Genomic DNA, 12,834 nt, shown 5'->3' with positions numbered 1-12,834 from the left:
ATGAGAAAAGGGATCTTCATTCCGGCGGTCGCCGTACGCGTCGCCGTGGGCACCGCCGTGGTGGCGGTGGCCGCTATGACCGCGATCAGCGCACCGGGCATCGTGCGCTACATGAAGATGAAGTCGATGTAGGCGCAAGCAGCCGCATGCGCGAGGCCGCGCGCTGCGGCCGGGGGGGGGCGGCTCGTCACCTCTCACGGGAGTGGACGGTGAACAGGCCGCCCTCCGGGTCGACCAGGCCGGCCGAACGCCCGAAGGGGTTGTCGCTCGGGCTCGTCGCGATGGCGCCGCCGGCGGCGACGGTGGTCTTCGCCGCGTCGTCGACGTCGTCCACCGTGAAGGAGACGTGCCAGCGCGGGCGGATGTGCGGATCGGGTGCCGACTCGATCGCTCCGCCCCGCAACGTGGCCACGGCGCGACCGTCGACCCTTACGACCACCGCCTCGTACTGGTAGTCGACCTCGCAGCGTCCGGCATCGGATGCCCAGTCGAAGACCTCGGCATAAAAGATGGCGGCGGCGAAGGCGTCACGGGTGCGCAGTTCCAGACGTGCCGGCAGATCGCGCCGTGCCGCGTCCCAGCTGGAGAGCACCGCGCCCTCCCAGAAGCCGAATGTGGCGCCGGCGAGGTCGGCCGCCAGGGCGGTGCGTCCCTCGCCCATGCGGATGGGGCCGACCGCGACCGTGGCGCTCCGCTCACGCACACGTGAGGCGGTCGTGTTCGCGTCGGGGACCGCGAAGAAGGGCGTCCATTGCACGGCCACGCCCATCGTGCGGGCGATGGCGCCCAGGCCCACGACGGGCACGTCCTCGGAGTAGGCGACGCTGAACTCCTCGCCGAGGCTGCCGCGCCGGAAGGACCACCCGAGCACCTCGCCGTAGAAGCGCTGGGCGCTCTCCAGGTCACCCGTCGCCAGGCTCACCCAGCACGGCGCCCCGTACACAGGTGAGACCTCGGAGGCCATGCCGGCTCTCCTCGCGGCCCCCGCGTAGCCGATCAGCGTCCCAGCGCCTTCTGGAGCTGGCGCTTGTTCATCGAGGAGCGGCCCTCGATCCCGCGCTGCCTGGCCTCGTTGTAGAGCTGGTCCCTGGTGGGGCCGGCCTTGGGGCCCATGCCCCTGCCCGAGCGTGCGCCGCCGCGTGCAGAGGCGGAGCTGCCCTTGGTGGAGGTCCGGCTGGCTCGCTGCGCCTCGCCCGTACGGGCCCGCTCCTTGTTGACCGTCCGGGAGGCGATCTCCTCGGCCCGGCCCTTGGAGGCTCCGCGCTTCTCCGCGCCCTCCTTGATGTGCTCGTACTGCCGCTCACGCTTGGCGTTCGACCCTGCAGGCATAGTGGTGCCTCCTGTCTCACGTTCGGACCAGTGCCCCGGTACCCGTCCGCCCCGATTGCTAACAAGTGTGCGCGAAACGGGACCAGTGGTCACCGCCACATCCGAATTTGAATCCGCAACGGACGGGCGGTGCGGCAGGGCGGCCTCACGGCCAGGAGCACTCAGGGTTTGCGGGCCACCGCGGCGTAGCACGTCGCCTCGGCGTCGGTGACCTGGGAAAGGTCGTGCTCGGCATCGGGACGCCAGCGGTGGGTGACGGTGATGCCCGGGTCGAGCAGTTCCCAGCCGTCGAAGAACCGGCTGACATCCTCACGTGTGCGGGCCTGTACGGGAGTGCCCGCCGCCGCGTAGGCCCCGAGGGCGCGTGTGATGGGCTCCGGATCGAAGTCGGGGGTGACGTGGCTGATCGTGAGCGTGCTGCCCGAGGGCAGTGCCTCGCGGAAGTACTCGACGATGTCGTGGGCGGTGCGCTCCCCCGGAACGAAGTGGAGCAGCGCGATCAGACTCAGGGCGACGGGGCGGCTCAGGTCGAGGGTCTCCAGCACCTCCGGGGACTTCAGCAGGGCCTCGGGGTCGCGGGCGTCGCACTGGGCGTAGGCGGTACGGCCCTCGGAGCTGCTGCGCAGCAGGGCCTGCGCGTGGGTGAGGACGATGGGGTCGTTGTCGGTGTAGACGACGCGCGCGTCAGGGGCGACCCCCTGGGCGATCTCGTGCAGGTTCGGCGAGGTGGGGATGCCGGTGCCGACGTCCAGGAACTGGCGCATTCCCATCTGTGTCAGGTGCCGTACCGAACGGTGCATGAACTGCCGGTTGGCACGGGCGGCGACCAGCACCCCGGGGAAGGCGGCCATGGCCTTGCCGGCGTTCTCGCGGTCGGCGGGGAAGTTCGTCGTGCCGCCGAGGAAGTAGTCGTACATCCTCGCCGAGTGCGCCCGGTCCAGCTCCAGGTCCACCGCGCCTCCGTCAACGGCCACAGGATTCCGCCTTTCTCGATTTCCGCATCACATACGGCTGTTGTGGCCGCTATCGTGCGCCACTCCGGTGAACTTGCCCAAGGCACATGGGAGTCGGCGGCCGGGACCGGTCGCCCAGCCGCACGAAAGTGGCGTGAAAGCAGCACCTGCGCACGGACGCGGTAGCCACGCTTTCACTCTGTGTAGTATTTTGGCCGGACTTTCGCGGACACGCGCGTTTCCGGCTGTTCGCGCCTTCTGACAGACGTTCTCCGACCGACGTTCTCCCCTGGGGGGCTCCTCCATGACGGCCGAGGCCGACCGGCCCCGCGGTCCCGCCGCACGGGCGACGGCAGCGACGGACGAGGCACAATACGGTGGCGACCGCCGGCGGCTGATGCTCTCCTTCGACGCGTTCGACGCCTCCCACCACCGGCTCTGGCTGCGTTACGCGCATACGCAGGCCGGCAGCCGCGAGGCGGCGGAGCGCATCGTGGAAGACGCGTGCCGTCATCTGCTCGCCCATTGGGAACACGCGCTGCGCCAGCAGTCGCTCACCGAGTACGCCTGGACGGTGCTCAAGGAGCACGTCGCACACTGGCTCGGCGAGCGCGGGCTGCGGCCGCAGCTCGCCGAGACCGCGGCCTTCCACACGGCGGTGCGCAAGGCGCTGCTGCACGAACTGCGGGACGAATTCGCGGTGCTGGAAGGCGAGATCGGGCTGTACGCGGCAATCGGGAGGCTCCCGGAGCGGCAGTACGACGTGGTCGTGCTGCGGTACGTCCTCGGCTGCTCGGAGGAAGAAGTGGCCGGCTATCTCGGTTTCGAGACAGCCACGGTGCGCTCCCACATACGCTATGCGAAACGGAGGCTCGCCCGGGAGCTGCGCACGGCACCGGGGCCCGGCACGGGGGAAGGCTGATGCGGGGGAGGTACGAACACCGCACCATCGACGCGCTGTTGAGCGGCGCGGAAGTGCTCGCCGACGACTACGACGAGGACGATGTGGCCGCGGTGCGCGAGCGGGTGCTCGCGGGCGTCGCGGGAACGGGAGCCGGTGAATCACCGGCTCCCGCGGCTTTTGGCGCTGCCACGGAGGCTGCCGCGGCGACCGCGGACCCGGCAGCTGTGCGTGCGCGTCATTACCCGACGGAGTGCGAACAGGCCGCCCACGACCTGGACCTGGCGGTGAGCCTGGTGATCAACGCCCCGGAGGCCGCGGCCAGTTTGACGCGTCTGGTCGACGACCACGAGTCCATCGCACCGGAGGGTGCGCTGGTGTTCGCGTGTCTGCTGCATCTGGCGCGCTACCGCGAAGCGGCCCAATTCTGGTGGCAGTTCGCCGCCGGCGGCGGTTCCAGGACCGCCGCCTTCTGTCTGTGCCTGCACCACCGGCGGCAAGGGGAGTTCCGCGACGCCGGGTACTGGCGCGCCCAGTCGGCGCGGCTCGAGCAGCGCGGCCGCACGGCGGAGGCGCCGGAGCCGAGTGCACCGCAGCGGCCGTCCGCGCGTCCCCTCCTGCCGGACGGGGTGCGGCACGGGCTGCTGAGCGTCTGCCACGAAGGCGGACATCCCCGACTGCCGAACGCACTGGAAGCCGTCATCCACCGGCTTCCAGTGCTGGACGACGACGAGGATTTCGGTGAAATCCCCCAGCCCGCAGGGGACTTGGCGGGACACCTGACCGCTACCTGAGAGTGCCCGGTCGGGCCCGGCCGTGCTGCCGGTGAGTCCGGCGCACCCGGCAGGCGCCCGCCTGCCCTGCCAGGCGCCTGCCGGGTGAGCTGATTCTCAGCCGCACGGCGAGTTCTACAGCCGTCCGCCGGTGAGCCGCGTGAACGGGCCCGTCCTGCGCTTGGCCGAGTAGCGGCCGGCCGCGAAGGACGCGGCGACTGCCGTGATCGCCCCGGTGCCGACACCGGCCGCGACAGCCTTGCGGTTCTTCACCACGGTCCACGTCGCGGACGCCGCTGTCGCGGCGGTGCTGGATGCGGAGACCAGCTTCTGGCGCCCCGCCTCGGCACTCCTGCTCGCGACATGGCCGGCACGCCTGGTGGCATCGCCGAAGCTACGGCCGCCGCCCTCGACGGCGTTCCCCACCGAGTGGGTGGCCGAACTTGTCTTCTCCGCGGCCTTGGTGATGCCGCGGTCCGCCTTCTCCCCTGCGGCGGCGGGCTTCTTGGTGCTGGCTGCGGCCTTTCCTGCGTTGCTTGAGGTCTTGCCGTTCTCAGTCATGGCCACCGGGTTGCCGTGCGTGGCGGCTTGAAACATTCGGTATGGGTACTGTGTGCGGCCTGACAGGGCGAACGCCGCCTCCGCCGAAGCGCGCGCCGGCTATCCGTCCTGGCGCGGCAGGAGCGAACCGAGCGGTCCCAGATCGAGGTTGAGGTCCTCCATCGTCAGCCCGTAGCGCTCGCACAGTTCGGTCATGCGCTCATGGAGGATCATCAGCGTCATGCCGATCCGCTCCTCCTGGTCCTCGCTCAGGTCGCCCTGGTCGACCCGGTTCAGGGCCGTGCGTTCCATCAGCTGACGCAGCAACTCCACGATCGTCAGCACGAGTTTCATCAGGTCACGCTCGACCGAGTCCGGGTCCGTGCGCAGCCGCTGGGCCAGCCTGCCGTCGCCACGGGAGCTGTGTTCGTCCGGTCCGGCGGGCAGCAACTCGAAGGCGCGGGCCGCCGAGCGCGCCACGTCGTCCAGGTTGACGCCGCCAGGCAGCCCCTCCGGGAGCTGGCCGGACTCCGGCCGCGCAGGCCCGCGTTCGGCCTCGTGCTCCGGCGTGCCTCGGGGTTGGTGCTGGGGGCCGCTCGGGGGCCCGGGCTCGCTCGTCATGCCTGGCTGTCCGTCCGTCCTGTCGACCCGGTCCGCCGGTCCGTGCGGTCCCTCACCGGCGCCCGGCACGGCCGCGCTCACCACGGCGCCGGGTCGTCGGGGGTGACCGAGTGGATGACGGCACGCAGGTTGATGCGCACCAGGTCGACGTCCGCGATGGACAGCACGAGGTCACCGGTCAGCACGGCGCCGCCCGACAGCAGCCGGTCCAACAGGTCGATGAGGGCGACCTGACGGCCGGCCAGCCCGTTCTCCTCGGCGATGCCGTCCGCGAAGCCGTCCGAGGCCGAGCGGGTGCCCGCCGCGACGGCGTCGGCGAAGCCGCTGCCGGGCAGTTCAGGTTCCATCGTCGGCGGTTCCCGCGTGCTGAGGCTGCTGTGTTGCGGCCGTTGAGGGCGGCGTCGCGAACGAGTACGGCGCCCACGGCCCCGTCAGCACGACACGGACACCCGGGACGTCCTCGGCGACGTCCTCGGCGACACCGCCGATCGCGGCTCTGAAGTCGTCGCTGCGCGCCACGGGAACCAGATAGGCGTCGTTGGCGATGTTCTCGCCCGGTCCGGAGGTCAGTTCGCCCTGCTGCGGGCGGTGCGCGACCTTGGCCGTGGCGATGCCGTCCGCGAGCGCCCTCACGCGTTCGTTGACCGCGCCGGCGGCCCGGTAGGTGTCGCGGTGTGTGCTGCGCTGCTGCCTGCGCTGCTGGAGGTATGCGCGCCCGGGGCTGCCGGGCGACGTCGACGCCGTACCGGAGTCGGAAGACGTCGAGGCGCCGGACACTGCCTCGCGGGGGTCGGCGTAGACCTTCACGCCCCACTCGACATGGCCCTCCAGCTGGGAGAGAAGGGCGGCGAACTCGCCTTCCCGCCCTGCCAGCATCTCCGCGACCCGTCCGTCGTCGAGATACACCGTCGCCAGACGCATGGGCAGCACCGTGGTGTGCTCGTACGCCGTGGCGACCACCGCGTGGTGGGAGCGTGCCATCGCTTCCAGCCGCTCCATGTCCTCCAGTTGGGCCTTCAGCCCGGCCTCGTCGTAGAGACCCGCCGGAACATCCGAGACGAGCGCGCTCAGCTCCCCCGCGTCCACGGTGCGCACCGGCGAACCGGACGGACCGGAGAGCCCTTCGGCCGCGGACCCGAGCTGTTCGCCGCTCCGCCCGACCGCGAAGACGTAGCGGACCGGGGCCGGTTCGCCGTCCTGTTCGTGCTGCGGCGCTGCGGGCTCTCCTTCAGGAATCGGCATCTGTCCGGTCACCTTCCGCGCTTGCGCGTGCCGTCGCCGCCGCTCTGCCCCGCGGCGGTCCCCTTCTGGCCGGTCCGCTTGGCCGCGGACCCGCTCTCGCCGGTCCCCTCACCGGCAGGGAGTTCCGCGGTCGAGCGCAGCCGTTCGATCTCCTGGCGCAGCCGGTCGTTCTCCTCCGCCAGGGTCCTGTGGTTCTCACCGCCGTTGAGGGCGGCATCGGACTGCTGCGACCGCCCGGCGGCCCTGGAGGAGAGCGACGGGTCGTTCTCCCACCAGTCGATCCCCATCTCCTTCGCCTTGTCGACGGAGACCACGAGCAGCCGCAGCTTGATCGTCAGCAGCTCGATGTCGAGCAGGTTGATCTGGATGTCGCCGGCGATGACGACGCCTTTGTCGAGCACCCGCTCGAGGATGTCCGCCAGGTTGGCGGAGGAGGACCCTTGCTGGCCGTACGGGACCGCCCTGCTGGGGGTCGGTCCCATACGGCCGGCCAGTGAATCGGACACGTGGAATCAGCCTTGCCTGCTCAGTCGGGGTGTTGCTTCGGGCAGTCAGCGGCCGGCGGAGACGGTTCGGCGGCCACGCTCGTCTTCCTCGGCGTCTTCCGCCTCTTCCTCCTCGTATTCCTCCTCGGGCTCGAGCTCCTCCTCGTACTCGCCCTCGGGGTCCACCTCCGCGTCTTCCTCTTCCTCGTACCCGCCCTCGTACTCGCCCTCGGGCTCGTCGTCCTCGTCGTACTCGTCCTCGGCTTCTTCGTCCTCGTCCATCTCGTCGGAGGGACGGTCCTCGTCGTCGTACTCGCCCTCGGCCTGGGCCTCGGGGTCATCGGAATTCTGCGACTCCTCCTCGGCGCGCTCTTCCTCCTCGACGGCGTCGTCGTGCTCGACGACGACCTCGCCGTCCCGGATCTCACCGCGCCAGCCGTCGGTGGCCTCGCCCCGCATCATGATGAACTTGCGGTACAGCTTCAGGTCCAGCCGTGCGCGGCGGCCCTGTGCCCGCCAGATGTTGCCGGTCTTCTCGAAGAAACCGCCCGGGAAGTACTCCAGGACCAGCAGCACACGGGTCAGGTTGTCGGTGATCTTGTGGAAGGTCACGACACCCTTGACAGTGCCCTTGGCGCCGTCGGTCGTCCAGGTGATGCGCTCGTCAGCGATCTGCTCCGTGACGTTGGCCTTGAGGCTCCGCGTGGACTTGGCGACCTTCACCTTCCAGTTGCTGCTGGTGTCGTCGGACTTCTCGACGCTGACGACACCCTTGGCGAAGCTGCTGAACTCCTGGAACTGCGTCCACTGGTCGTACGCCTCGCGAACCGGCACGCCCACGTCGATGTCCTCGACGATCGTCACGCTCTTGGACTTGCCGCCGCCGCTCTTGCCCTTGCCCTTGCCGAACAAACCCTTGACCTTGTCCTTGACCATGTCCTTCAGATGCGAGGTGCCCGCCGTCATGGCGGCCTGCGCGGGGGACTTGCCCTCGCTCAGCGCCTGGCCGCCCTTGGCGAGGCTGCCCATGAGGGCGCCCGGTCCGGCGCCGGGGTCGGCCAGCTTGCCGACGCCCTCGCCCAGCTTGCTGCCCAGCCCCGACACGGCCTTCACGGCGCGTGCCTGCAAGTAGGACTGCAGTTCCTGCTTGAGGCGGTCCGTGGCGGGGTCGTTCGCCAGATCGTCCTTGAACTTGCTCAGAGCAGAGTCAGCCATTGCCGCCTCCTCGGTTGGTCACCTTCCGCGCGCCACCCGATGCGGTCTTCGCGGCGGTCTTGCGCGCACCGCCGGTGGCCTTGCGCGTGCCGGAGGAGGCCGTGTTGCGGGCACCGCCTCCCGAGCCGGCGCTGCGGCGCGCGGACGCTGCCTTGCCGTTGGCCGAAGCGGAGCTCCCGGCGGACTTGGCGGTCCTCGCGGTCCTCGCGGTCTTCGCGGTCCTGCCGCTCGCGGCCGCGGCCTTGCGTGCCCTGGGCCGCTCGTCGCGTTCCTCGCGCTCGTCGCGGCTGTCTTCGGCGCGCTCTTCGCCGTCCTCGGCGCTCTCGGCATCCTCGGACCGCTTCGCGCTCCGCGAAGGATCGTTGATGTCGAGCGTGCGCTCGTGGAGGGTGTCGGCGATGCTGCCGGCCCGCTGGGTGACCGCCGAGGTCAGTGCGGACTTCGTGTTGTCGACCAGATCCTTGCGGACCTGGTCGCTCAGCCGGCCGACGACGGGCGAGTTCGCCACCATCTTGACCAGCTGCTGCGGGTTGATGTCGAGCTTCTTGCCGGCCAGGAACATGCCCAGGCCGATGGCCATCTTGGCCTTCCTGGTGCGCCCAAGGAGGTAACCCCCCACGAGCGCCAGTCCTATCTTGCTGTTGTTCATCATCTTCCGGTCACCTTCCGTCTCCGCGTCGGTCCCGACGGGGGTCTCGGAGCAGTCATGAGCGCTCCTGATGTTGTCGCTGCCAGGCCTGACGCCACTCGAGCTCGTCCAGGAGCTCGTCCTCGACCCGGTCGAACTCCTCCTCCGTGATGCGGCCGTCGAGCAGGTCCTGCTCCAGCTCGGCGAGCTGCCGTCGCACGGGTTCCGGGTCGTAGTACTGCTGCTCGGCGGTAAGTACGACTTGATCCATGACCCACAGCGCTCCGCGCACAGGCGCGAGCGGCAGGGTCAGCAGTTGTGTGATGAGGCCCATGCTCAGGCCCTCCGGTCACGTGTCAGACGAAGCTGTACGGGGGCAGGGGGCCGTGGAGATCGAGGGAGTAGGCATCGCCCCTGCGCTCGGCCTCCTCGTGCACGGCCTGCGCGAAGGCGGCCGTGTCCTCCCGCCGCACCAGGAACGAGGCGTTGAGGAAGTGCGACTCGGTGGGCTCGGCGACCGCGTGGCGCTGGGCGCCACCGGACAACCGCTCCAGCAGGTCCCTGCCCTCGGCCTCGTGACGGGCCTGGACCTCGCCCGCGACCAGCTCGCCCAGCCGCATCTTCTCGTCCTGGGCCTCAGGGTGCTCCCCGGTGACCTCACGCAGACGCTGGATCTCCTCGGATCCGGTGACGATCTCGCGCAGCAGGTCGTCCTCCTCGCGGGCCGCCTTGAGGTTGTACTCCACGCAGCCGTCGAGCTCCGAGAGCCGCTCGGCGTAACTCTCCTGATTCTCCTCCAGCACCGTCTCGACGGCTCCGTCGTCGGGGCCGACGAGACCGAAGCGCATCGGCAGCGTCGCACCGTCCGCCATCAGCTGCTCCAGGACGGCCTGGTGCGCGGCGAGATCACGGCGCTTGGCACGCAGGTCTCCGGGAGCGTCGCTGACGACGGCGCTCAGGGACTGCGCCTTGACCGTGCGCAGCGAGCCTGCCGGAGACCCGACGCCGCTCAGTCCGTGGAGGTTCTGCGGATGGTCGGCCGCCGTGATCGCGTAGATGTAGGTGGACACTTGCTTCAGTCCTCCTTGCGACGGGGGGTGCGACGGCTGCCGGACGAGGCGGTCGCCTTCTTCGGCTCACGCTCTTCCTCGTCGCCGTCGCGTCCCCTCTGGAACGACTCGCTGAAGGCCTCGACGGCACCGGTCAGCGCACCCTTGGACTTGCCCTTCGCGCCGCTCTCGGTCGCGTCGCCCACGATCTCGGTGAGCTGGGTGGGAGCCTTGCGCCCGGCCTCGAGGTCCAGCCTGTTGCAGGCCTCGGCGAAGCGCAGGTAGGTGTCCACGCTGGCGACGACGACACGGACATCGATCTTGAGTATCTCGATGCCGACGAGGGAGACCCGCACGAACGCATCGATGACCAGACCTCGGTCCAGGATCAGTTCGAGGATGTCGTAGAGATTCCCACCGCCGGCACCGGTGCTCGGCTGAGAGTTGGTCGTCTGCGGGACTACCGTCACGTTCAAATCATCCTTTCGGGATGGCATTGCAGGGGGAGACCGCCGTTCCGCAATCAGTTGCCTCGGATCGCGCCGGGGTCACTTCCGCTGATCGATCTGACCGCGCGCGTAGCGGCGGGTGCGCTCGTAACCGAGCAGATTTCCCTGGCCGTCCAGCTCGACGCGGTAGGAGCCCATCACGCTGGTGGTCTCGGGGATGCGTTCCACCTCGACCACCTCGACGTCGGCCCTCCAGCCTTCGTCCGTGGCCTTGACCGAAGAGACGGAAGCGGGCTCGCACTGAAGTAGTTCGGCGAGCTGCCCGGCCGCGAGACGCATGGCCTCCGCTATCGGAACCCGTCCGTTCTGGCCGCTGCCGCTACGCCCCTGCTTCTGCTCGGCGTTGCTGCTCGGCCGCTCGCTCCGGTCGGCGCTGCTGCTCCGCTCCTGCTTCTGATCTGCGTTCGCCTGCTGCCGACTTGGCTGTCGTCGACTCGCATGCTGCGTTTTGTTCTCTTTGCTCTCTTTATCACCTGATATCGCCATGTTCTCACCCCTTTCCCTGAGGCCGGGTTGCAGTCCTGTGTTCCAGGTCTCACCGCTCGAACCTGCGGAGGGTGTGTTGGGTGCCCCGACTGTGAAGAGCTATGCGTCGGGCTTTACGTGCCGATCACATTTGGGACCGCAACTGCTTTGTGAGAGCCGGGAGATGGTGGCTCAATTCGTTGCGAACGCGGACACGGTCACACGCACGGCGGCCAGCGAGGAACTGTGACTTGGCACACGGAAAGGAGGTCCCGGCGCCCATACGCGCGGGGCCTCTGACGGGCTCCTTGACCGCGGCCGTCTACTCCTTGACGGCGCCGGTGAGCATGCCTTCGATGAATCGGCGCTGCAGCACCACGTACACCACGACGACCGGCAGGGCGATGAGCACCGAGGCGGCCGCCAGCAGCGCCGTGTCGGAGCTGTGCTGCCCCTGGAAGAAGGCCAGTCCGAGCGGGACCGTGCGGTGCGCCTCGTCGCTGACCATGACCAGTGCCATCAGGAATTCGTTCCACGTCCACATGAAGACGATGACGACCATCGTGGACAGCGCCGGACGTCCCATCGGAACGAGTACGCGCCACAGGGTCGTCCAGCTGGACGCACCGTCGATCCGGGCGGCCTCGATGACCGAACGCGGACTGTTGCGGAAGTACGTGCGCATCCAGAAGACGCCGAAGGCGAGTGACTGTGCGGTCTGCGGCAGGATCAACGCCCAGTAGGTGTCGGTGAGTTGCCAGTACCGAAGATCGAAGTACAGGGGCACGACGAGTGCTTCCTGGGGCAGCGTCAGCCCGATGACGAAGAGGTAGAAGAGCACGCTCGAGCCGGGGAAGTGCATCACGCCGAAGGCGTAGGCGGCGAGCACGGCCAGCACGGCGGTGGCCGTGACGACCACGACCGCGACCAGCACCGAGTTCGTCAGATACGAGCCGAAGTGCCCGCGGGTCCATGCCTCGGCGAAATTGGACCAGTTGAGGCCGTCCGGCAGCGAGAAGCCCGCCGCCTGCGAGGAGGGGCGGCCGAACGCCGTGGAGAGAATGCCGATCACGGGCGTGAGGCTGATGACGGCGAACAGGGCGAGGATGCCGTAGGTGGCGCTGCGTTCCAGGCGGCCGGTCATCGGTTCCGTCCTTCTACGAGCCGTGCGACGGAGACCGTCAGCACGAAGATCAGCACGGTCAGTCCGACGCCCATCGCGGCCGCGGATCCGACCTCGTTCGTCTCGAACGCGCGGTGGTACACCTCGTACGCGGGCACGGAGGTGGCGTTGCCCGGGCCGCCGCCCGTCGTGATGTAGATCAGGTCGAAGTTGCGCAGCCCGGCGACGATGGTCAGCGTCAGCGCGACGGCGGTCTCGGCACGCAGCGCGGGGAGGGTGACGGCGAAGAACTCCCGCAGGGGGCCGGCTCCGTCCATGCGGGCTGCCTCGTACAGCTCCCGCGGGATCCGCTGAATGCCCGCCAGGAAGAGCACGACGCACAGCCCCGTCTCCACCCATGTGCCGATCGTGCCGACCGCCGGCAGTGCCCACGTGTAATCGCCGAGCCAGGAGCGCGCGAGAGAGCCGAGACCGACCGCGCGGAGCGAGTCGTTGAGCAGCCCGTCCGGGCCGAGGATGGAGCGCCAGGTGACGCCGACGACGACCATCGCCAGGACCTGCGGCAGAAAGAACACCGTGCGGAAGAACGTCATCCCGCGCACCCGGAAGCGGGAGAGCGCGGAGGCCAGCAGCAGTCCCAGCGCGACGGGCAGAGCGGCGTAGAAGAACAGCAGGGCGAGGGCGTGCAAGAAGGGGCCTCGCAGCGACGGATCCGTCAGCAGGGCCTGGTAGTTGTCCGTCCCGGCCCAGGTGGCGACGGTCAGTCCGTCCCAGTGCAGCAGCGAGAGCCACACCGTCTGCCCGAGAGGGAACAACAGGAAGACGCCGTACAGGACGAGGGCCGGAAGCACGTAGAGGTAGCCGACCGCACGGGGCTGCCCGGGCGCCCGGCGGCGGTAGCGGCCCGCGGCGTCACGCAGCAGACGGCCTCGGGAGCCGGTGTCCGTTGCCGGAGGCCGGGGAGCCTCGTCCCGGGGTTCGGCGGCCGGCGCCGCGGGGGC

The 12,834-nt window shown here is 69.5% G+C and carries 19 protein-coding genes; 3 read left to right on the top strand and 16 right to left on the bottom strand.

Annotation, left to right across the window (positions count from 1 at the left end):
• Entirely contained in the window at positions 1–132 is a 132-nt protein-coding gene (locus tag I004_RS40360) for a hypothetical protein (RefSeq protein WP_281393731.1), read from the top strand.
• 55 nt (positions 133–187) lie between these two features.
• On the opposite strand, the gene I004_RS0116755 is transcribed toward I004_RS40360, so the two are convergent.
• The 3 genes from I004_RS0116755 to I004_RS0116745 form a co-directional block, all read right to left on the bottom strand.
• Positions 188–964 (bottom strand): VOC family protein, encoded by a 777-nt coding sequence (locus tag I004_RS0116755; RefSeq protein ID WP_028436447.1) that lies wholly within the window; start codon positions 962–964, stop codon positions 188–190.
• Positions 965–996: 32 nt separating this feature from the next.
• On the bottom strand, positions 997–1,329 hold the full coding sequence (locus tag I004_RS0116750) for a hypothetical protein (RefSeq protein ID WP_028436446.1): 333 nt from the start codon (positions 1,327–1,329) through the stop codon (positions 997–999).
• A gap of 161 nt (positions 1,330–1,490) precedes the next feature.
• Positions 1,491–2,303 (bottom strand): SAM-dependent methyltransferase, encoded by an 813-nt coding sequence (locus I004_RS0116745; RefSeq protein ID WP_028436445.1) that lies wholly within the window; start codon positions 2,301–2,303, stop codon positions 1,491–1,493.
• A 283-nt stretch (positions 2,304–2,586) separates the two neighbouring features.
• On the opposite strand from I004_RS0116745, the gene I004_RS34380 reads away from it, so the two are divergent.
• Together I004_RS34380 and I004_RS34375 are read left to right on the top strand one after the other, a co-directional pair.
• Positions 2,587–3,204, top strand: a complete 618-nt coding sequence (locus I004_RS34380; protein WP_051345102.1) for a sigma-70 family RNA polymerase sigma factor — start codon at positions 2,587–2,589, stop codon at positions 3,202–3,204.
• Positions 3,204–3,977, top strand: coding sequence for a hypothetical protein (locus tag I004_RS34375; RefSeq protein WP_037976542.1), 774 nt, complete (start codon positions 3,204–3,206; stop codon positions 3,975–3,977). Before I004_RS34380 ends, I004_RS34375 begins: the two co-directional genes overlap by 1 nt.
• A gap of 114 nt (positions 3,978–4,091) precedes the next feature.
• Here I004_RS34375 and I004_RS0116730 read toward each other — a convergent pair whose 3' ends face one another.
• The 13 genes from I004_RS0116730 to I004_RS0116670 form a co-directional block, all read right to left on the bottom strand.
• Positions 4,092–4,553 (bottom strand): hypothetical protein, encoded by a 462-nt coding sequence (locus I004_RS0116730; protein WP_028436444.1) that lies wholly within the window; start codon positions 4,551–4,553, stop codon positions 4,092–4,094.
• A gap of 63 nt (positions 4,554–4,616) precedes the next feature.
• Positions 4,617–5,117, bottom strand: a complete 501-nt coding sequence (locus tag I004_RS0116725) for a gas vesicle protein K (protein WP_078511360.1) — start codon at positions 5,115–5,117, stop codon at positions 4,617–4,619.
• Between the two features lie 77 nt (positions 5,118–5,194).
• The gene (locus I004_RS0116720) at positions 5,195–5,464 is read right to left on the bottom strand and encodes a gas vesicle protein (RefSeq protein WP_078511317.1); all 270 of its coding nucleotides are present in this window, start codon (positions 5,462–5,464) and stop codon (positions 5,195–5,197) included.
• A complete protein-coding gene (locus I004_RS34370) occupies positions 5,454–6,359 on the bottom strand; it encodes a GvpL/GvpF family gas vesicle protein (protein ID WP_078511315.1) in 906 nt (301 codons plus the stop codon). The genes I004_RS0116720 and I004_RS34370 overlap by 11 nt, the downstream gene beginning before the upstream one ends.
• Positions 6,360–6,367: 8 nt before the next feature.
• On the bottom strand, positions 6,368–6,841 hold the full coding sequence (locus tag I004_RS34365) for a gas vesicle protein (protein WP_078511358.1): 474 nt from the start codon (positions 6,839–6,841) through the stop codon (positions 6,368–6,370).
• 69 nt (positions 6,842–6,910) lie between these two features.
• Positions 6,911–8,059, bottom strand: coding sequence for an SRPBCC family protein (locus I004_RS34360; RefSeq protein WP_037976540.1), 1,149 nt, complete (start codon positions 8,057–8,059; stop codon positions 6,911–6,913).
• Positions 8,052–8,708 (bottom strand): hypothetical protein, encoded by a 657-nt coding sequence (locus I004_RS34355; RefSeq protein ID WP_158677044.1) that lies wholly within the window; start codon positions 8,706–8,708, stop codon positions 8,052–8,054. Before I004_RS34355 ends, I004_RS34360 begins: the two co-directional genes overlap by 8 nt.
• A 55-nt stretch (positions 8,709–8,763) precedes the next feature.
• On the bottom strand, positions 8,764–9,021 hold the full coding sequence (locus I004_RS0116695; protein ID WP_028436441.1) for a gas vesicle protein GvpG: 258 nt from the start codon (positions 9,019–9,021) through the stop codon (positions 8,764–8,766).
• Positions 9,022–9,043: 22 nt separating this feature from the next.
• Positions 9,044–9,757, bottom strand: coding sequence for a GvpL/GvpF family gas vesicle protein (locus I004_RS0116690; RefSeq protein WP_028436440.1), 714 nt, complete (start codon positions 9,755–9,757; stop codon positions 9,044–9,046).
• Positions 9,758–9,762: 5 nt separating this feature from the next.
• Positions 9,763–10,206 carry a gas vesicle protein GvpJ gene (locus tag I004_RS0116685; protein ID WP_028436439.1) on the bottom strand — a complete coding sequence of 148 codons (444 nt, stop codon included), beginning with the start codon at positions 10,204–10,206 and terminating at the stop codon, positions 9,763–9,765.
• A 78-nt stretch (positions 10,207–10,284) separates the two neighbouring features.
• Positions 10,285–10,731 carry a gas vesicle protein GvpO gene (locus I004_RS38215; RefSeq protein ID WP_078511313.1) on the bottom strand — a complete coding sequence of 149 codons (447 nt, stop codon included), beginning with the start codon at positions 10,729–10,731 and terminating at the stop codon, positions 10,285–10,287.
• A gap of 301 nt (positions 10,732–11,032) precedes the next feature.
• Positions 11,033–11,854: a carbohydrate ABC transporter permease gene (locus I004_RS0116675; protein ID WP_028436437.1), complete on the bottom strand. Its 822-nt coding sequence runs from the start codon at positions 11,852–11,854 to the stop codon at positions 11,033–11,035.
• Positions 11,851–12,753 (bottom strand): carbohydrate ABC transporter permease, encoded by a 903-nt coding sequence (locus I004_RS0116670; protein WP_028436436.1) that lies wholly within the window; start codon positions 12,751–12,753, stop codon positions 11,851–11,853. Before I004_RS0116670 ends, I004_RS0116675 begins: the two co-directional genes overlap by 4 nt.
• Positions 12,754–12,834 lie beyond the last annotated feature (81 nt).

The sequence above is a fragment of the Streptomyces sp. TAA486 genome (genome assembly GCF_000426165.1).
This window is presented reverse-complemented; position numbering and strand designations above follow the sequence as displayed.

What these genes read in the sequence shown, in the direction of transcription:
- I004_RS40360 (WP_281393731.1), top strand. Translation starts at nt 1, where the DNA reads ATGAGAAAAGGGATCTTCATTCCGGCGGTCGCCGTACGCGTCGCCGTG.
- I004_RS0116755 (WP_028436447.1), bottom strand. Translation starts at nt 964, where the DNA reads ATGGCCTCCGAGGTCTCACCTGTGTACGGGGCGCCGTGCTGGGTGAGC.
- I004_RS0116750 (WP_028436446.1), bottom strand. Translation starts at nt 1,329, where the DNA reads ATGCCTGCAGGGTCGAACGCCAAGCGTGAGCGGCAGTACGAGCACATC.
- I004_RS34380 (WP_051345102.1), top strand. Translation starts at nt 2,587, where the DNA reads ATGACGGCCGAGGCCGACCGGCCCCGCGGTCCCGCCGCACGGGCGACG.
- I004_RS34375 (WP_037976542.1), top strand. Translation starts at nt 3,204, where the DNA reads ATGCGGGGGAGGTACGAACACCGCACCATCGACGCGCTGTTGAGCGGC.
- I004_RS0116730 (WP_028436444.1), bottom strand. Translation starts at nt 4,553, where the DNA reads ATGTTTCAAGCCGCCACGCACGGCAACCCGGTGGCCATGACTGAGAAC.
- I004_RS0116725 (WP_078511360.1), bottom strand. Translation starts at nt 5,117, where the DNA reads ATGACGAGCGAGCCCGGGCCCCCGAGCGGCCCCCAGCACCAACCCCGA.
- I004_RS0116720 (WP_078511317.1), bottom strand. Translation starts at nt 5,464, where the DNA reads ATGGAACCTGAACTGCCCGGCAGCGGCTTCGCCGACGCCGTCGCGGCG.
- I004_RS34370 (WP_078511315.1), bottom strand. Translation starts at nt 6,359, where the DNA reads ATGCCGATTCCTGAAGGAGAGCCCGCAGCGCCGCAGCACGAACAGGAC.
- I004_RS34365 (WP_078511358.1), bottom strand. Translation starts at nt 6,841, where the DNA reads ATGGGACCGACCCCCAGCAGGGCGGTCCCGTACGGCCAGCAAGGGTCC.
- I004_RS34360 (WP_037976540.1), bottom strand. Translation starts at nt 8,059, where the DNA reads ATGGCTGACTCTGCTCTGAGCAAGTTCAAGGACGATCTGGCGAACGAC.
- I004_RS34355 (WP_158677044.1), bottom strand. Translation starts at nt 8,708, where the DNA reads ATGAACAACAGCAAGATAGGACTGGCGCTCGTGGGGGGTTACCTCCTT.
- I004_RS0116695 (WP_028436441.1), bottom strand. Translation starts at nt 9,021, where the DNA reads ATGGGCCTCATCACACAACTGCTGACCCTGCCGCTCGCGCCTGTGCGC.
- I004_RS38215 (WP_078511313.1), bottom strand. Translation starts at nt 10,731, where the DNA reads ATGGCGATATCAGGTGATAAAGAGAGCAAAGAGAACAAAACGCAGCAT.
- I004_RS0116675 (WP_028436437.1), bottom strand. Translation starts at nt 11,854, where the DNA reads ATGACCGGCCGCCTGGAACGCAGCGCCACCTACGGCATCCTCGCCCTG.